Origin of the sequence: Caulobacter hibisci, from assembly GCF_016135805.1 — a bacterium.
GTDB classification, from domain to species: Bacteria; Pseudomonadota; Alphaproteobacteria; order Caulobacterales; family Caulobacteraceae; genus Caulobacter; species Caulobacter hibisci.
This window is the reverse complement of the sequence record NZ_JADWOX010000006.1, coordinates 70,376-87,908: the sequence shown is the minus strand read 5'-3', so window position 1 is coordinate 87,908 and position 17,533 is coordinate 70,376. Positions and strand designations below refer to the sequence as shown.

The following is a 17,533-nucleotide window of genomic DNA, read 5'->3' as shown; positions in this document are numbered from 1 at the left end:
ACCGGCGCGTCAGACCGGATCGCGCCGCAGGCGCAGGTAGGTCTCGTCGAACTCGGCGAAGCTGGCCAGTTGGGCCCAGTCCAGGATCAGCACCTGCGGGCCCTTCCATTCGATCAGACCCTGGTGGCGAAGCTCCATCATCACCCGGTTCACGTGAACGGGCGTCAAGCCGAGGATGTCGCCCAGGTCGACCTGGGTCAGCGGAACGGCGAAGCGATGATCCTGCGCCAGGCCGGCGGCTTCGAGCCGCATGTAGAGTTCGCAAATCAGATGGGCCAATCGGCTGGCGGCGTTCTGACGCCCCATCGTCACCAGCCATTGTCTGTGAATGGCTCCGTCGATCACGGTCTCCAGCCACAGAAGCCGTGTCAGATGCGCGTGGCGCCCGCTGAGGCGGCGAAGATCATCATGCTGCGCCGGCGCGACCACGCAGTCCGACAGCGCCACGATGCCATGGTCCATCTGCTTCATCAGCAGGCTATGCAGATCGATGAAATCACCGGGAACGTTGATTTCCGTCAACTGGCGATCGCCGCTCACGGTCAGGGAATAGCGGGCGCAGAAGCCTGAGACCAGGAAGGTGCTGTGGGTCGGGCGATCGCCCGGCTTGATGATAAGGCTGCCCGCCGCAACGCGTCGATCTGGACCCAGCAGAACGCTCAGCGCCTCGCGTTCGTCGCTCGCAAGGTCGTCGCGGCGCAGCAGCTTTTGCACCAGCGCCCCGATCATTGCGCAGTGTCCTTCAACGTCACTCAAGGCCCCCTTCCGCCGCATGACTCCGTCAACCTAGACGGATGGAAAGCCCTCCAGGCGCTTGAAACCTGAACGCGCACCCGACGTTTCGGATGCGGCCGCCGGACCCGGCGACATTGCGGCCCTCAAGGCCAGGAAGCGAGACGAAACAGGCAGCGGAGGCGTCATGACGCGGATCATCAAGGTCGAACCCTGTGGTCGGGACTGGCGGGTTCACAACGAGACGCTGGGCGAGGACATGGTGTTTCAGAGCGGGGCGGCCGCAGAGGCCGCCGCCCGTGTCCTGGCCGACGTCAGCGCTCGACGCGGTCAGAGCGCTGAGGTGCGGATTTGTCTGCGCGACGGGTGGATGTGTAGCGCGCGATATCCGGCTGCGACGACCGGCTTTCGAAGCGCCGGGCGTGCAGCGACGGCGGCGCTGCTTCACGCATAGCCCATCGCGCGGCGACCCAGCGCGATGCCGAGCGCGTCAGCGAAGCGGCCAAAACCAAAACCGCTTTCGCGGCCGTCCTAACCTATGTCAGGGCGAAGGCCCGCACGAGCGCCTAGCATCCCTGACACCGTGATCCAGGGATTGATCATGACAAGCTACGTTTATGTAGGGGTCGCCAAGGACGACAGCGCGACCTTTGTCGATATCGACGCGATGGACAGCGGGCGTGACCCCGCCGCCCATGCACGCCAGTTGTTGGCAGAGCATATGAGCTGTGAGCGGGTTGAGATCTGGCGCGAGGACGAGCGCATCGGCGTCATCTCCCGCCCTTCACAGGCCCATGCGTCATGAGCCGGCTGCTGATCGCCAGCATCGACCGGTTCGGTCCTCTGCAAAACGACGTCCGCGACAGTCTTAATGATGTCGCCCAGGAGGTCGAGGTGATCGCCGCGGGACAAACCATTGTCTCGCCTGGCGCGCCCTCGCGCCTGCGACTGCTATCGCGCGGCGTCGCCTTTCGCCAACACGTCCTGGCCGGCGGCGGGCGGCAGATTCTGGGCTTCGCCACCCCGGGAGACCTGCTGGATCTGAGCGGCCTTTTCACGGGCGCCGATCACGAGGTCCGCGCGCTCGGCCCATGCGAAATCCGGCAGATCTCGGCCCACGAAGTCAGGCTCCTGATCCGGCGCCATCCAAGCCTGCTGGCGGCCCTGTGTCGCGCGGTGATGACCGAGGCGCGGGTTCAGCGAAACTGGATGGTTGGCCTGGGACGGCGCACCGCCTTGGCGCGGACGGCCAATCTCCTTTGCGAAATCTACGCGCGCCAGGCCGTGGTCGCCGTGGCGCGAGACAACCGCTGCCCCTTCCCCGCCTTGCAGTCGGATATCGCCGATGCGCTGGGTCTGTCGGCGGTTCACACCCATCGCGTCCTGCGAAGCCTGACGAAGTCCGGCTTGGCCACCGTCCGTGACGGCGAGCTTGTGATCCACGATTGGGACGGCTTGGCCGCTCTGGCCGAATTCGACCCCGAAGGCTTGCGGCCCCTGCACGATCCGCGGGCCACGGTGCCCGCACGGCCCGCCGGCGTCGCGGATCCGGCGATGGCCCAGGCCTTCGGCTGACCCGCCAAGAGTTCAGGGGCGCTCCTCGAGCGTGAAGACCAGGGTCAGCCGCGCCAGGACCACGCCCCCGGCGTCGGCGATGTCGATGCCCAAGCGCGCGGCCTGCGACGACCCATGGAGAAGATCCCGGGCCATTTCCCCCAGGTCACGGGCGGCCAGGTCTTGGGCTTGCTCCGAGTCGCGCAATTCAAGACCGACGTCGTCGGCGAGCCGCTGGTCGCCTCGCCAAGTGTGAAAGTAGAAGTGGGTCATGGGATGCCGATCGCCTGTCATCTGAATACCAGGCGCGCGTCCCTGTTCCGTCCCCTGGGCCAACGGGGCCATCTTCCATGTCTTCCAACGCTTATAGGACGACTGGTCCCCTCATTTGATGGGCGGACCGCATACGCAAAACGTCCCCTGTCTCCAGGGGGCGTTCTGGCGGCGGCTTGGACGTCGCGTTACAGCGCGCGGCGGCCCGACAGCATGTGGAAGATCAACAGGACGACCACGGCGCCGATCGTGGCGACCAGCAGGCTGTAGAGGTTGAGACCGGAGACCCCGGCGCCGCCGAACTGATTGAACAGAAACCCGCCGACCACGGCGCCGACGATGCCCAGCACCAGGTCCAGCACCAGGCTGCCGCCCGAACGATTGACGATCTTGCTCGCGATGAAGCCGGCGACAAGGCCAAGGACTACCCATGCAAGAATAGACATATCCGCCTCCCTAGAAAATGACGCGCCTGCGCGTCGGTCATGAGCAATAAGACGCGGCGTAGACTTTCGTTCCGCCTATAGCGTCACGCCTGTGACCAAAGGATACACGGCCTCAACGGCGCAGGACTTCAAGCCGCGACGATCTCGCGTGACCAGAGTTGCTGGCGATAGGCTTCGAAGCAGCGTCGGCCCGCCTCCAGGCGCATCAAGGCCCCCTCGGCGATGAAGCGCGCGCAGTGCGGGCGCTCCTGGACCAGAGGCGTCAGAACCTCGGCGTTCCAGGCTTCGGAGTGGGTGATGTCCAGCGTCGCGTGCAACGCGAAATATTTGCGCTCCTTGCCCACGCCCAGGCGCTTGAGACCTTTGGCGACAAGATCGGCGCGCCACGGCGCGGTGAGTTCGACGACGCCGAGCGCGCCAATCGCATGATAGGCGTAGCGACGATTGGTGGCGAAGGCCACCAGCAGGTTGCCCAGGGCCAAGGACGCAGGGACCGTATCGGCGATGATGGGGTTCAGGTTCAGCGCGCCGGCCAGTTCGTCGAGCATCGGCCCATGCATGCCAGGCGCCGCGCCGCGGCCCATCTCGTCCCAGTAGTTGCGGGCCAGCTCCAGCTTGGCCTGAACCGGCATCTTCACCTGGGTCAAGGCCACCAGGTCGTCAAACCCCGCCTCGCCGGCCACCTCCTGCTGAAGGAACCAGCGCATGTCCTCGAGAGGCGCGCTTTGGGCCAGCCACGGAAACAGCGGATCGTTCTGCCCGGGACCGGTCGCCTTCAGCGCCTCGAACCAGGCGACAAAGCCTTCGACATCCTGCGGCGCCGCCTCGGCGCGCGAGATAATCCCCTGTCGCTGGCTTTCGACGAAGCGACCTTCAAGTCTGCGCATCGACAGCTCATCGGCCAACCCCTGTTCCCAGTCCGCCGTCGGCGCGCCCGGCTCGAGCCGGACATGGTTCCAGTTGGAAAGGCGCTGCTGAGTCTCGGCGCTCAGCATGTCGTCCGGGGCTGTGGGGTCGGACATGGGCGCGGTCGGATTTTGCATGGGAGCCTCAGGCCTGAACAAGAACTGCAAAAGCCTCGACCCGTCCCCCAGTTCCTCGCCGCGTGGGCGCCCCGTCACACCGTCTAGGGCTCAGTGTCGGCGACCCGCCCCTGGAACAACGCCGAGCAGGTCTCGTTTGAGCATCCTTCTCAGCAGGGCGGTGATCATGAACGAGCTGGCAGACATGGTGCGCTTTTCAATTCGGCCCCAGGCCGACGGCTGGCGCTGGGAGACCGTGGACATGGCCGGGCGGCGCCGGGCGGGCGGCGTCGTGCGCTCCCGAGCGATCGCCGCGGCCATGGTGATCCGCGACATCTGCGCGGCTCAGACCCGAGCCGGCGATGATCATTTGATTAGCGCCAAGGCGGCCTGAACATGCGGGTCATCGAGACGTCCACCTATCGTGGCCCGCATCTCTACAGCCACCGGCCGATGATTCGGGTCCAACTGGATCTTGGGGCCCTGGAAGCCTGGCCGACCCATCGGCTCCACGGGTTCACCGATCGGCTGCTGGTCGCCCTGCCCGGCCTTGAGCGCCACGGCTGCTGCTTTCGCACGCCGGGCGGCTTCGTGCGGCGGCTGCGCGAGGGCACCTGGCTTGGCCATGTCATCGAGCACGTGGCCTTGGAGCTGCAATGTCTGGCCGGGGCCCAGGTCAGTCGCGGCAAGACGCGCTCGGTCAAGGGGCGGCCGGGGGTCTACAACATCCTCTACGTCAATGAGACCGAAGGCCTTGGCCGCGCGGCCGGCCGCGTCGCGATCGAGGCCGTTCACAGCCTACTGCCGCGCGACCTGCAAGGCCTGTCGAACCTCAACTTGGTGGCTCCGGCCCTGGCCGGCGGCGTGGAGGCGCCGTTCGACCTGAACGCCGCGATCCTGGCGTTGCGGCAGGTGCGTCGCGGCGAGACCCTGGGCCCGACCACCCGGTCCCTGGTGGCCGAGGCGCGCCGCCGCGGCATTCCCGCCGAGCGGCTGGACGCCCAGAGCCTCGTGCAGCTAGGTCAAGGCGCAAGACGCAAGGTGCTGCGCGCCAGCATCACCGGCGAAACATCGCAGATCGCCGTGCAGACCGCCGGCGACAAGGCCCTGACGAAGGCGGTGCTGTCGGCGGTCGGCGTGCCCACCCCGCGCGGCGCGGTTGTCAGGACCGCCGAAGAAGCCGTCGTCGAAGCCGCGCGCCTGGGCAGCGCGGTCGTGCTCAAGCCGCTCGACGGCAATCACGGCCGCGGGGTCAATGTTGGCCTGCGCACGGCCGACGCCGTCCGCTGGGCCTTCGAGCAGGCGGTCAAGCACGGCCGGCGCGTCGTGGTCGAGGAGCAATATGAGGGGCATGACCACCGCATCCTGGTGGTCGGCGGCAAGGTCGTCGCCGTCGCCCAGCGCGTCGCGGCCCAAGTGGTCGGAGACGGGGCGTCGACGATCGCTGAATTGATCGACAAGACCAACGCTGATCCTCGGCGAGGCGCGGGCCACGAACAGGTGATGACCCGCATCGTCGTGGACGACCATGTTCACGAGATGCTCGGCCGCGTAGGCCTTGCCCTGAAAGACCGCCCCGGCGCGGGCCAAGTCGTGGCGCTGCGGGCCACGGCCAATCTGTCGACCGGCGGAACGGCGATCGACCGGACCGACGACATCCATCCCGACAACGCCGCCATCGCCCGACGCGCGGCCCTGACCGTCGGCCTGGACGTGGCGGGCATCGACTTCATCGCCCCCGACATCACGCGCTCCGTCCGCGAGACTGGCGGGGGGATTGTCGAGGTCAACGCCGCGCCAGGCTTTCGCATGCACCTGGAGCCTTCCGAGGGGCAACCGCGCGACGTCGCAAAGGCGGTGATCGCTCATCTCTATCCGCCGGGATCGCGCTCGCGCATCCCGATCGTCGCGGTCACGGGCACCAACGGCAAGTCCACCGTCGGGCGCATGGCCGCCAGGATCTTTCGCGAGCATGGCAAGGTGGTCGGCCTGACCAACACCAGCGGCGTCTATATCGACGACGAGCGGCTGCTGGAGGCCGACGCCAGCGGTCCCAAGAGCGCCCGCATGGTCCTGCGTGACCCGACCGTCGAGGTCGCGGTCCTGGAGACCGCCCGCGGCGGCATGCTTCGCGAGGGCTTGGGCTTTGATCGCTGCGACGTGGGCGTCGTGCTCAACGTGAGCGCCGACCATCTGGGCCTCAAGGGCGTGGACACGCTGGAGGACCTGGCGGCGGTCAAGTCGATCGTCACCGAGGCGGTGAGCCGTCGCGGCGTCAGCGTGCTCAACGGTGATGATCCGCTGACCCTGCGCATGGCGCGCCATGCCGGCGGCCGGATCTGCTTTTTCACCCTGCACGGCGGCGAGACGCTATCGCCGGACTTGCGCCGGCATGTGGAGAGCGGCGGTCTGCTCGTCGCGCGCGAGGCCTCGTCGCGCGGGGGGGAGCTTGTGATCCATGAGCGCGGCCGCCGCTCCAGGGTTCTGCACGCCGACGAGATCCCCGCGACCCTGCAGGGTCTGGCCGAATTCAACGTCGCCAACGCCCTGGCGGCCATCGCCATCGGCCACGCCCAGGCCGTGCCGCTCGAGACCATCGCCGCCGCCCTGCGGACCTTCAAGTCCTCGCACGCCGACAATCCCGGGCGGTTCAATGTCCACGACGGCCACGGCTTCCGCGTCATCGTCGACTACGCGCACAATTCGGCCGCCATGCGCGCGGTCGGGGACCTGATCGCTCGGCTGCGGCCGTCCGTCGGACAAGTGATCGGCGTGGTCAGCATTCCCGGCGATCGGCGCGATGCGGACATCCTGGAAATGGGCCAGATCGCCGCGGCGCTCTTCGATGAGCTGATCTTCCGCGAGCGCCCCGATGGGCGCGGTCGCGCGGCCGGATCGGTGGTGTCGCTATTGACGGACGGCGCCCTGGCCGCCGGCTTTGCGCCCGACCACCTGCATCGCATCCTCAGCGAGACAGAGGCGATCGACGCGGCGTTGCGGATGGCGCGGCCCGGCGACTTGGTTCTGGTCTTCCCCAGCGGTGTCGAGGCGGCTTGGCGTCAGGTCGCCGCGTTCACGCCCGCCGCCAATGTCGCCCCCCTTGAAAATCAGTCCTTGTTGGAATTCGGAGACGCCGTTGCCTGAGTCCTCACGGGAGACCCCGCGCTCGTGGTCGATCATCGTCCACGGCGGGGCCAAGGCGATCACGCCCGAACAGGAGGAGGCCCATCGCAGCGGATGCCTCCTGGCCCTGTCGGCCGGCAGCGCGATCCTGGAGGCTGGCGGCAGCGCGGTCGACGCGGTCGAAATGGCCATTCGCGCCTTGGAGGACGATCCGACCTTCAACGCCGGCTATGGCGCGGTGCTCAACGCCCGCGGCGAGGTCGAATGCGACGCGGCGATCATGGACGGCAGCGACCTGTCGGTCGGCGGCGTGGCCGCGGTCTCGACCCTGCGCCATCCGATCTCGGTGGCGGCCGCCATGCTCGCCGAAACGCCGGTCCTGCTGGTCGGGCGCGGGGCGGAGTGTTTCGCGCGCGACCATGGCGGCGAACTCTGCGCCCCCTCCGACCTGGTCGTCGCGCGGCCCGGCGATCGCGGCTGCGACACGGTCGGCTGCGTGGCGCTGGATCGCCATGGCCACGTCGCGGCCGGCACCTCGACGGGCGGACTGGCGGGCAGTCCCCAGGGCCGGGTCGGCGACTCGCCCCTGCCCGGCTGCGGCCTCTATGCCGATGACGCCGTCGGGGCGGTCTCCCTGTCGGGCGACGGCGAAAGCCTGATCCGAGCGACCTTGGCCGCCCGCCTGATCCACAGCCTGGAAGCGGTCGCGCCGGACGCGGCCATCGACCTTTGCCTGGCTCGCCTGGCCGAGGTCGGCGGCAAGGCCGGGTTGATCGTCATCGACGCCGACGGCCGCGTCGGTTGGGGCCACAACAGCCCGCAGTTCGCCGTCGCCCACGCCGCGTCGGGCCGAGCCGCGCGCGCTTTCATCGAACGTGCGCAGGACGCGCCTGGAGACTTCGCATGACCGACGCTCGCCCCACTGAAGGACCGCTGATCATCATCGGCGGACATGAGGACAAGGAGGGCGACAGGGTCATCCTCAAGGCCGTCGCCGAGCGCCTGAAGGGCGGGCGGCTGGTGCTGGCGACGATCGCGTCGCACGCGCCGGACGGCTATTTCGAGACCTATCAGAAGGCGTTCGCCTCGCTGGGCGTCACCGATCTGGTCGAGCTCTATGTCGAAGACCGCGCCGAGACGCACGACGACGACAAGCTCGCCCTCCTGGACGGCGCGGCGGGCGTATTCTTTTCCGGCGGCGACCAGCTGAGGATCAGCAGCCAGATCGGCGACACCCCGATCGAGGCGCGGATTCGCCAGATCTGGACGCAAGGCGGCGTGCTGGCCGGCACGTCGGCCGGCGCTTCGGTGATGAGCGATACGATGATGGTGCGCGGCGCCAGCGCCGAGACCCACAGGATCGGCGACCTGCGTATGGCGCCGGGTCTGGGTCTGGTGCGGGACGTCATCATCGATCAGCACTTCGCCGAGCGTGGCCGCATCGGCCGCCTGCTCGGCGCCGTCGCCCAAAGTCCACGCGTGCTCGGCGTGGGCATCGACGAGGACACCGCCATCATCGTCGAGGGCGACGCCTTCAAGGTCATCGGCAGCGGCGCGGTCTACGTCGTCGACGCCAAAGGCGTGACCGCCTCCAACATCGCCGAGGCTCGACCGGAAAACACCCTGTCGATGTTCGATGTGCGGCTGCATGTGCTGTCCAGCGGCGACGGCCTGGACCTCACCACCCGCCGTCCCCTCGGGCACCCGACGCCGGTCGACGCGCCTAGGTCGGCCGCGTGATCACCGCGCCGACGGCGGCGATACGCTCGGCGTCGGCATAGGCGGGACGGCGCAGTTCGCCGGAGAAGATGTCGGGGTCCAGTTCGCGATAGCGCAACGCAAGCCCTTGGGCCTCGACGGCCCGCGCCAAGGCGTGGCGGAACGGGTCTGCGCCGCCGTCAAGAATGGTGCTGCCGGTGTAGAGGATGAAGCGCCCGCCTGGCGCCAAATGGCCCATGCCCGCGATCGCCCAGTCCAGGGACAGGCGCGCGCCGTGCAGGTCGCCGCCGTCCTTGTAGGCCCGGCCGGACTCTCCGGCGACGTAAGGCGGATTGCTGACGATCACATCCAGGTCTTGCGGCGCGCCGTCCAAGCCCGCGGCGTGGCGCGCCTCGAAATCCACGCCCGCATGGGCCGCATTGATCCTGGCAAGGTCCAAGGCCTTGGGATTGATATCGCCGAGGATCACCCGGGCTCCGGGCGCGGAAAGCTCGGCCACCAGGCCGCTCACGCCCGCGCCGGTCCCGACATCCAGGATCGTGCGGATCTGGCCGCCGCTCGCCAACTCCGCGGCGATCAGGTCGGCGAACCGGTAGCTGTCGGGCCCCAGGAAGACCGCGTCTGGCGCCGTGGCGGGGAAGGCTGAGTGCAGAAAGAGCCGCCCGTGGACGTCGGAGACGCGCAGCGTGCAGCGCCAGCGTCCGCCGTCGTCCTGCGCCAGGGCGTTCGCCTCCTGCAGCAGGCTCAGGAGGGCCGGCTCCAGATCGGCGGTGACGAAAGCTCGGCTCCAACCGAAGATGTCGCGAAGGCCGGGCGCCCGCGCGATCGGCTTGTCGGCCATGCGCCGACAGGTCGAGGGCGTCGGGGTTGTGAACCGGTACTGCCTGTCGGCCAGGGCCTGCAGAAGCGCTGCGAGCGGTTGGGCGGTCATGGGGTCACCTCAGCTTGGCCATCGCTAACGGCCGCCGTCGGGGGCTGTTCCGGGCGGGCCGTTCCAGCCCCCCCCTCAGGCCAGACGCAGGATCAGACCTTGATGCGCCGCCACCTGCAGCAGGCCGCCGGCATGGGTCCCAACGGGCTCGCCCTGCGTGCTCATCACGACCTGGCCCGCCGGCGCCTCGATCCGCTCGGGGCGAGCGCCCATGTTCAAGACGATCAGCAGCCGCGCCGTCCCAAGCCGGCGCTCGTAGGCGAGGAGGCCGTCGGTGGCGGCGAACGGGTGGTAGTCGCCCAGGCTTAGCGCCGGCTCGGCCCGTCGCAGCGCCAGCAACGCTGTATAGAGCCTCAGCACCGACCCAGGCTGGGCGGCTTGGTTCTGGACGTTGAGGTCGCGCCAATCCGGGCTCAACGGCAACCAGGGCTCGACGCTGCTGAACCCGGCGTGCCGCTCCGGCGACCACATCATCGGGGTGCGGGCCGGATCGCGGCCCAGCCCCAACCCCGGCACGTTGATCTCCAGGGGGTCGCGCACGCGATCGCGCGGGATGTCCACGTCGGCCATGCCCAACTCATCGCCCTGGTAGAGGGTCGGGGTGCCGCGCAGCGTCAGCAGCAGCATGGCCGCGACCCGGGCCTGGGACCCGCCGATCCGGCTGACCAGACGCGAGCGGTCGTGGTTGCTCAGCACCCAGTTGGGCCATCCATGGTCAGGCAGCTGCCGCTCATAGGCCGAGACCAACGCCGCCACCGCCGTCGGCGTCCAGGGCGTCGACATCAGGTGGAAATTGAAGGGCAGATGGAACCCCGCGTCGGGCGAGCCGTAGTAGGTCACCAGGCGCTCGAGCGGCAGATAGGCCTCGCCGATCAGCACATGCTCGCCGGGATACTCGTCCAGGACCCGGCGCATGGCGCTGACGGCGGCGTGGACGTCGGGTTGATCGACGGTGCCGGCCCGCACCAGGCGATCGGCCGGATCCATGCCCTCACGCCACAGCGGGTTGCCGGGATTGTCGGCCAGGTCCTCGCGCTCCATCAAATGATGGATGGCGTCGACCCTAAACCCGTCGACTCCGCGGTCGAGCCAGAAGCGCATGACGTTGAGCATGGCCTCGACCACGTCGGGGCAGCGCCAGTTGAGGTCGGGCTGGCAGCTGAGGAAGGCGTGGTAATAGTATTGCTGGCGGCCGGGGTCCCAGGTCCAGGCCGGTCCGCCAAACTCCGACAGCCAGTTGTTGGGCGGCCCGCCATCGGGGGCCGCATCGCGCCACACGTACCAGTCGCGGCGGGGATTGGTGCGGCTGGACCGGCTCTCGGCAAACCACAGGTGACGATCGGACGTGTGGTTGGGAATGTAGTCGACGATCAGCTTCAACCCTCGCTGGCGACAGCCACGGACCAGGGCCCGAACGTCGGCCATGTCGCCGAAGATCGGATCGACGGAAACGTGATCGCGCACGTCGTAACCGAAATCGGCCATCGGCGAGCGGTAGAAGGGCGACAGCCAGATCGCGTCGACGCCCAAGGCGACCAGGGCGTCCAGACGCTGAAGAACCCCCGCCAGGTCGCCCACGCCGTCGCCGTTGGAGTCCTGGAACGAGCGCGGATAGATCTGGTAGATCACCGCTGATTTCCACCAAGGCTCTCCTGCGGCCACGCCGGCCTGGCGCCTCGCCGCCAGATCGGTCGCGGGAGAGTCGCTGTCGTCACCGCACAAGCGCTCTGGCGGCTGCATGAGGGTCTCCGGCTCGGGTCGCCTGGACCCAACACGCGGGGCGCGCCTCAGTTCACGGTGCGCAACGCGCGCCCTCTTCGGAACAGCCGCACCCGCGGGCCATTAGGTTTACCTTCGCTTCCCCTCACCTTGGACCGCCGCATGCCCCTGATCGTCTTCGCGCGCCTGGCGCTATCCTTGGTCTCGCTCGCCATTCTCGGTGCGGCTGGCTACCTGCTGTGGTCCTGGCACGACGGTTATTGGGTCTGGGACGCCTATGGCGTGGGCCATCAAGAACACGAACCGTGGCGGCTATGGACGGCGCTGGCGCTGCTGGCCTGGTCGATGCTGGGTCGCCTGATCGTCACGCCCCTGCTGGCCAAGCCCGACACCGATCCGACCCAGCCCGAGCGCGGCGACCATCAAATGATCAGCAGTCCCACCGGCTCGCGCCTCTATGTCGAGATGCACGGGCCGGCCGACGCCCCGCCGGTGATCCTCACCCATGGCTGGGGCCTGGACAGCACCATCTGGTACTATCTGCGCCGCCGCCTTTCGCAGCAGTATCGGGTGATCGTCTGGGATCTTCCAGGCCTTGGCCGCTCGCGCGCGGCCAACGGACGGGCCATCGACCTGAGCCACTTTGCCCAGGACCTTAAGGCTGTGCTGGCTTTGACGGAAGGCAAGCCGGCGGTGTTGGTAGGACACAGCATCGGCGGCATGACCGTCCAGACCCTGGTGCGGGACCATCCGCAGCTACTGGACGGAGCGGTGGCCGGTCTGGTCCTGGTCAACACCACCTACACCAACCCGCTGCGCACCATGGTGCTCAGCGGCGCGGCTCAAGCGCTGCGCTGGCCGCTGCTGGAGCCGATGTTCCGCTTGGCGATCTGGCTTCAGCCCTTGGCCTGGCTCAGCGCCTGGCAAAGCTATTTGAGCGGTTCGGCCCACCTGGCCAACCGCATCGGCTTTGCAAGCCAGGTCACCCGCAGCCAACTGGAGCACAACACCCTGCTGGCCACCCGCAATCCGCCGGCCGCCCTGGCGCGGGGCAATCTGGCGATGTTCCGCTGGGACGCGGACGGGGCCCTGCAGGCGATCACTGTGCCGACCCTGATCCTGGCCGGCGACAGCGACCTGGTCACCAAGTGCGAGGCCAGCGAGACCCTGGCGCGCGCCACGCCCGGCGGCCGGCTGGAGGTGATCTCCGACGCCAACCACATGGGCTTTCTGGAGCGCTCGCAGGTTTACAACGACGAGATCGAAAGCTTCTGCCAGCTCAATCTGGTCACCCGGCCGGGCAACAGACCGCGCGAGCCAATGGCGACCGAGACTTGAGCCGAAACCCCCGCCGTTGACGCGCATTTCAGCGTCCGTGACGCCGTCGACGCCGCCAGCTGCGAGCCCAAAGCCATGAGCGCACCGATCAATCCCGACACTGTCCGCGGATCCGGCCGCCAAGAGCTCCCTGCCTATGTCAGCAACGGCCTCGTCGGTCTGCGCGTGCGCGAACTGCCGCTGACGACTGGCATGGCCCTGGTCAGCGGCTACAGCGGCCAGCACTACGAACGTCAGATCGAGGCGGCCGCGGTGGCCCCCTACCCGATCGCCGGCGACATCGCCCTGGACGGGGTGTGGCTTTCGGATGTGCCCCAGCAGGCGGCCAAGCTGGAGCAGGACTACGACTTTTCCAGCGGCGAGCTGACCACCCGGTTCGAATTCCGCGCCGGGGGCCGCCTGGCCAAGGTCGAGGTGATCACCTTCTGCAGTCGCCAGGATCCCACCCTGGTCTGCCAGGAAGTCAGCGTATCGGTCGATGCGGCCTGCGCCCTGGGCCTGCGCGCCACGATCGACGCCAGCGGCGCGGACGGCCGGGCTATGCGCCATGACCGCCTCACCCCGGGCGAGCCCGAGCCGGCCACCGACGGGACGCTGCTTTGGGAGTCGGCTGGCGGTCTGTCTACCTGCGGCCTGGCCCTGGTCACCCAGGTGACGGGCGCCGGCGAAATCGCCCCGTCGAGGCCGCCGCTGCGCGACCATCGGCTGGTCAGCGAGTACGGACTGCGGGCCCAAGCAGGACGGACCGTGCGCCTTCGGCAAATCGCCTCAGTCATCCCCAGCGCCATGCACGCCATGCCCGACCAACAGGCCGCCCGCCTGGCCGCCAAGGCCCGGTTCGACGGCTTCGAGGCGATCCGAAAAGGCAACCGCGCCGCCTGGGCCGAACTCTGGAAGGGCCGCATCCGTGTGGAGGGCGCCAGCCGTCACTGGCAAGGCCTGATCGACGCGGCGTTCTTCTATCTCAACTGCTCGGTTCACCCGTCCGCGCCAGCCTCGACCTCGATCTTCGGCTTGGCGACCTGGCACGACTATCACTACTATTTCGGCCACGTGATGTGGGACATCGAAGCCTTCGCGGTCCCCCCGCTGAGCGTCTTGCAGCCGACGGCCGCCGAGGCCTTGCTGGCCTACCGCGTCGACAAGCTTCCCGCCGCCCGCCGCAACGCCCAGCTGATGGGCCGGCGCGGCCTGCAGTTTCCCTGGGAGAGCGCGCCGGGCAGCGGCGAGGAAGCCGCGCCCCTCCCCGGCACGGCCGCCTGGCACGAGGACCATGTTTCGCTCGACGTTGCCCGGGCGTTCGCGCTCTACGCCGACACCACCGGCGACCGGGAGTATCTGCGCACACGAGCCTGGCCGGTGCTGGCGGGGGTGAGCGAATGGATTTCCACCCGCGTGACCAAGACCGCGGCGGGCTACACGATCAACGCGTCGATGGGCATCGCCGAGCGAGAGCAACCGGTCGACAACGCCGCTTTCACCAACATGGGGGCAGTGGTGGTGCTGCGCGCGGCGATCAAGGCGGCCCAGACCCTGGGGCTGGATGCCGATCCGGTCTGGTCGCGTATCGCCGATCGCTTGGAAATCCCGTTCCGGGGAAATGCGGTCATCTCCCATGACGCCTACCGGGTCGATGAGGAAAAGGGCGCGACCCCCGATCCCCTGATGGGTCTTTTCCCGTTCGGCTTCCCGCTGGACGAGGCGCAGGAGCGCGAGACCTTGGCGCTCTATCTGGGCCTGGCCCAGGACTATATCGGCAGTCCGATGCTGTCGGCGCTCTATGGCGCGTGGACGGCCCGCGCGGGAGACCGTTCCCTGGCGCTGCGCCTGCTGGACGAAGGTTACGGTCAGTTCTGCGTAGGCCGGTTCCTGCAGACCCTGGAGTACCGCGCCGACCGTTTTCCCGAACAGCCGCAAGCCGGTCCGTTCTTCGCCAACATCGGCGGCTTCCTGACCGGTTTGCTGTTTGGCTTCACGGGCATGGAGCCGGGTTCGGACGATCCGCAGGCCTGGATGCGTCGTCCGGTAAACCTTCCCGCCGGTTGGACCGCGATCGAGGTCGACCGCCTTTGGATAAGGGGCAAGCCGATGGCGCTGAGCGCCCGCCAGGGCCAGTTGGCCGCCCTCGAGCCGCTCTAGGCGCCTGGGACTTCAGGGTTGGAATCCTCATTGGCCGCCGAAAGCCTGAAGGCGTCGACGCGGTCCAGGCGCGGAAGGACAAACTTCGCCGCCAGCCCCTGAGGCCGCCATTCCAGCAACACCTGGCCCCGCAACTGCCGCTCGATGATGGCGTAGATCATCGTCGCGCCAAAGCCGCGCGGTCGGGCGGCGGCGGGAGCCGGGCCGCCGGTCTCGGTCCAGGTGAGCTCAAGCCCGCCGGCGGAGGTCTGCGTCCATCCCAAAGCAAGCGCGCCGTTCACCGCCGACAGCGCCCCGTGCCGGCTCGCATTGGCGACCATCTCATGCAGGACAAGGGCCAGCGGCTGCACCAAGGCGGCGCCGATGTCGATCGCCGGGCCGTGCAAGGTCAGGCGCTGGTCCGCGTAGAGCTCGATCTGGGCGCGCAATAATTGCTCCAGGCGAATGTCCCGCCAGCCCGCGCGGCCCAGCAGCGCATGGGCGGCGGCCAGGGCTTGCACCCGTCGTTGAACCGCGGCGGCGTAATGGGACGGATCATCGGCCCGGGTCAGGCGCACGATGCCTTCGACGATGGCCAGCGCGTTCATCGCCCGGTGATCGACCTCGCGCAACAGGCGATGCTCGGCGGCCTCCAGGCCCTCCACCTTACGAAACGCGGTGATGTCCCGCTGCGAGGCGAAGACATAGAGCATCTGGCCGGCGTCGTCGTGGACCGGGCTCATATGGAGCTGATTCCAGAAGGCCGAACCGTCCTTGCGATAGTTGAGCAGTTCAACGTCGCAATCCTGGCCCGCCGCCAGCGCCGCGCGGATCTTGTCCACCGCCTCGACAGCCGTGTCCGAGCCTTGCAGGAACCGGCAGTTGCGGCCCAGCACCTCTTGGGCGTCGTAGCCGGTCAGGTCCAGGAACGCCTGGTTGGCGAGCACGATCGGATGGTCGCCGTGGCGCGCGTCCGTAACCACCATCGGCATGCGCGTGCGCTCGACGGCGATGAACGCCAACTCCTTGCGATCGACGCGCCCTTGGGCGGTGGAGGCGGCGGGTTGGTCGCCATGAAGCATGGTGGCCGGCTGGACGGGATCGTTCATAGCGCACTCTGTGAACTGCGGACAGTTCCAACGCCGCGCCGCAGCAGCCGTTGCACGCCTAAACCCATCAAACAATTGTCTTTTCCCGGAGGGAACAATCGACGTTCGACCAATGTTCCGCCGCTTTGCCCACCTTGACGCGGTAACCGCCCGATCCCGCCGTTCAGGTCACAAGCCCGGCGGCGCGCAAGGCCTTGGCGATCACGTCGTGGATGTCAGGCGACGTGGGCCGAGACCGCGTCTAAGAGCCCAGCGGTCGTGTTGCGACCAAACAGCGTGCCTTGCGGTCCGCGCAAAACCTCGACGCGATCAAGGTCGTAAAAGCTGACCTCCTGGGCCTGCGGACGGGCGATGTAGACGCCGTCGAGGATGAAGGCCGCCGAGGGGTCGCCCTTCTCTGTGGCGTCGGCGCTGGTCACGCCGCGGATGGTGATCTGCAGGCCGTTGCCGCGATCGATGGAGATGTTGGGGGTCCGGTCGCCCAAAGCGGTCGGATTGGTGACGCCGGCGGCGACCAGTTGCTGACCGCCCAATAGGTATGTCGTTGGCGCGCGCGGGCCGCTGCAAGCCCTGGCTACAAACCTCGCCGAATCGTCACCATGTCAAAATGCCAACGTTGTCATTCACTCGATCGATAGGTCGATCGCGGCGATGGATGGGTTGCGCGGTGTGGTTGTTGTGGTTCGCCCGAGGCAACGGGCCCGCTGGCCTAGGGGGCCTGGGTTGTGCGGCCGACGGCCAAATTCGTCGGGCGGTCGAACGCTCCGCCTAGGAAGATGGAGATGGCCCGCTCGATGCGCAGGTCGAGGTCCTGCGACGACAGAACCGGCGCCACGCCGAGGGCGGCGTCACGCATTGGCTCGGCGAAAATCATCGCCAGCAACATTCCCGCCGCCTGCTCTGGGGCCTCGATCGTCAGCCCGGCCTCGGGCGCCACCTGCGCCAGCCAGACGCCCAGCGCCTGAATGGCTTGCTGACTGATCGCGGCAGTCCAAGCCTGGGCCACCTCCGGAAACCTCGCCCCTTCCGCCAGGATCAGGCGGTACGACGCCACGCCTTCCGGCGAAAACCCCGCTCCCCCGAACGCCAGGAGAAAGGCCTTCAGCCGTTCGCGCGGTTCGCCGCCTGCGCCGCCTGGCGCGAGGACCAAGGCGACCTGGCCAAGGCGCGCGCGGACGACCTCGACGAAAAGGTCCTCCTTGCTGCACACGTAGCGATAGATGGTTTTCTTTGACACGCCGGCGGCTGCGGCGATCTCGCCGATCTTTGCGGCGGCGAAGCCTTCGCGCGCGAAGATTTCCGCGGCGACCGCCAGGAGGCGATCACGAATCTCGGCATGGGCGGTCTCGGAGCGACGCGGCATCGGCCGACCATAGCGGCCCCGCGCCAAACCTCACGCCCAATCCGTCGCCTTAAGGAAACCAACGGGTTTCCTTTTCGTTGTCACTG

General features: G+C 68.2%; 18 protein-coding genes. 9 read left to right on the top strand and 9 right to left on the bottom strand.

What is annotated here, in order from left to right:
• Window positions 1–9: 9 nt before the first annotated feature.
• Complete coding sequence (locus I4Q42_RS10690; protein ID WP_198576062.1) at window positions 10–729, bottom strand: Crp/Fnr family transcriptional regulator; 720 nt, start codon at window positions 727–729, stop codon at window positions 10–12.
• Window positions 730–919: 190 nt separating this feature from the next.
• Here I4Q42_RS10690 and I4Q42_RS10685 point away from each other — a divergent pair, with 190 nt between their 5' ends.
• The 3 genes from I4Q42_RS10685 (at window position 920) to I4Q42_RS10675 (ending at window position 2,307) form a co-directional block, all read left to right on the top strand.
• Window positions 920–1,186, top strand: coding sequence for a hypothetical protein (locus I4Q42_RS10685; protein WP_198576061.1), 267 nt, complete (start codon window positions 920–922; stop codon window positions 1,184–1,186).
• A gap of 147 nt (window positions 1,187–1,333) precedes the next feature.
• Window positions 1,334–1,537 (top strand): hypothetical protein, encoded by a 204-nt coding sequence (locus I4Q42_RS10680; RefSeq protein ID WP_198576060.1) that lies wholly within the window; start codon window positions 1,334–1,336, stop codon window positions 1,535–1,537.
• Window positions 1,534–2,307 (top strand): Crp/Fnr family transcriptional regulator, encoded by a 774-nt coding sequence (locus tag I4Q42_RS10675; RefSeq protein WP_198576059.1) that lies wholly within the window; start codon window positions 1,534–1,536, stop codon window positions 2,305–2,307. The genes I4Q42_RS10680 and I4Q42_RS10675 overlap by 4 nt, the downstream gene beginning before the upstream one ends.
• A gap of 12 nt (window positions 2,308–2,319) precedes the next feature.
• Here the strand turns inward: I4Q42_RS10675 and I4Q42_RS10670 are convergent, their stop codons facing one another.
• The 3 genes from I4Q42_RS10670 to I4Q42_RS10660 all read right to left on the bottom strand — a co-directional run bounded on the left by I4Q42_RS10670 (window position 2,320) and on the right by I4Q42_RS10660 (window position 4,048).
• Entirely contained in the window at window positions 2,320–2,559 is a 240-nt protein-coding gene (locus I4Q42_RS10670; protein ID WP_198576058.1) for a DUF6894 family protein, read from the bottom strand.
• 188 nt (window positions 2,560–2,747) lie between these two features.
• A complete protein-coding gene (locus I4Q42_RS10665; RefSeq protein ID WP_198576057.1) occupies window positions 2,748–3,005 on the bottom strand; it encodes a GlsB/YeaQ/YmgE family stress response membrane protein in 258 nt (85 codons plus the stop codon).
• 128 nt (window positions 3,006–3,133) lie between these two features.
• Window positions 3,134–4,048: an iron-containing redox enzyme family protein gene (locus I4Q42_RS10660; protein ID WP_198576056.1), complete on the bottom strand. Its 915-nt coding sequence runs from the start codon at window positions 4,046–4,048 to the stop codon at window positions 3,134–3,136.
• A 166-nt stretch (window positions 4,049–4,214) separates the two neighbouring features.
• On the opposite strand from I4Q42_RS10660, the gene I4Q42_RS10655 reads away from it, so the two are divergent.
• The 4 genes from I4Q42_RS10655 to I4Q42_RS10640 are packed head-to-tail and all read left to right on the top strand — an operon-like array spanning window position 4,215 to window position 8,890.
• Window positions 4,215–4,421: a hypothetical protein gene (locus I4Q42_RS10655; RefSeq protein ID WP_198576055.1), complete on the top strand. Its 207-nt coding sequence runs from the start codon at window positions 4,215–4,217 to the stop codon at window positions 4,419–4,421.
• Between the two features lie 2 nt (window positions 4,422–4,423).
• On the top strand, window positions 4,424–7,171 hold the full coding sequence (gene cphA, locus I4Q42_RS10650; RefSeq protein WP_198576054.1) for a cyanophycin synthetase: 2,748 nt from the start codon (window positions 4,424–4,426) through the stop codon (window positions 7,169–7,171).
• A complete protein-coding gene (locus I4Q42_RS10645) occupies window positions 7,164–8,057 on the top strand; it encodes an isoaspartyl peptidase/L-asparaginase family protein (RefSeq protein WP_198576053.1) in 894 nt (297 codons plus the stop codon). The genes cphA and I4Q42_RS10645 overlap by 8 nt, the downstream gene beginning before the upstream one ends.
• Window positions 8,054–8,890: a cyanophycinase gene (locus I4Q42_RS10640; RefSeq protein ID WP_198576052.1), complete on the top strand. Its 837-nt coding sequence runs from the start codon at window positions 8,054–8,056 to the stop codon at window positions 8,888–8,890. The genes I4Q42_RS10645 and I4Q42_RS10640 overlap by 4 nt, the downstream gene beginning before the upstream one ends.
• Here the strand turns inward: I4Q42_RS10640 and I4Q42_RS10635 are convergent.
• Both I4Q42_RS10635 and I4Q42_RS10630 read right to left on the bottom strand, forming a co-directional pair.
• A complete protein-coding gene (locus I4Q42_RS10635) occupies window positions 8,874–9,800 on the bottom strand; it encodes a methyltransferase (RefSeq protein ID WP_198576051.1) in 927 nt (308 codons plus the stop codon). The genes I4Q42_RS10640 and I4Q42_RS10635 overlap by 17 nt on opposite strands.
• Before the next feature lie 75 nt (window positions 9,801–9,875).
• Window positions 9,876–11,429 (bottom strand): alpha-amylase family glycosyl hydrolase, encoded by a 1,554-nt coding sequence (locus tag I4Q42_RS10630; RefSeq protein ID WP_198576050.1) that lies wholly within the window; start codon window positions 11,427–11,429, stop codon window positions 9,876–9,878.
• 252 nt (window positions 11,430–11,681) lie between these two features.
• Here I4Q42_RS10630 and I4Q42_RS10625 point away from each other — a divergent pair, with 252 nt between their 5' ends.
• Window positions 11,682–12,857: an alpha/beta fold hydrolase gene (locus tag I4Q42_RS10625; RefSeq protein ID WP_198576049.1), complete on the top strand. Its 1,176-nt coding sequence runs from the start codon at window positions 11,682–11,684 to the stop codon at window positions 12,855–12,857.
• 75 nt (window positions 12,858–12,932) lie between these two features.
• Window positions 12,933–14,996: a glycoside hydrolase family 65 protein gene (locus I4Q42_RS10620; RefSeq protein WP_198576048.1), complete on the top strand. Its 2,064-nt coding sequence runs from the start codon at window positions 12,933–12,935 to the stop codon at window positions 14,994–14,996.
• Here I4Q42_RS10620 and lov read toward each other — a convergent pair.
• The 3 genes from lov to I4Q42_RS10605 form a co-directional block, all read right to left on the bottom strand.
• The gene (gene lov, locus I4Q42_RS10615; protein WP_198576047.1) at window positions 14,993–16,084 is read right to left on the bottom strand and encodes a blue-light-activated histidine kinase; all 1,092 of its coding nucleotides are present in this window, start codon (window positions 16,082–16,084) and stop codon (window positions 14,993–14,995) included. The genes I4Q42_RS10620 and lov overlap by 4 nt on opposite strands.
• A gap of 215 nt (window positions 16,085–16,299) precedes the next feature.
• Window positions 16,300–16,617 (bottom strand): TonB-dependent receptor plug domain-containing protein, encoded by a 318-nt coding sequence (locus tag I4Q42_RS10610; RefSeq protein ID WP_198576046.1) that lies wholly within the window; start codon window positions 16,615–16,617, stop codon window positions 16,300–16,302.
• 176 nt (window positions 16,618–16,793) lie between these two features.
• On the bottom strand, window positions 16,794–17,447 hold the full coding sequence (locus tag I4Q42_RS10605) for a TetR/AcrR family transcriptional regulator (RefSeq protein ID WP_198576045.1): 654 nt from the start codon (window positions 17,445–17,447) through the stop codon (window positions 16,794–16,796).
• Window positions 17,448–17,533: the final 86 nt, after the last annotated feature.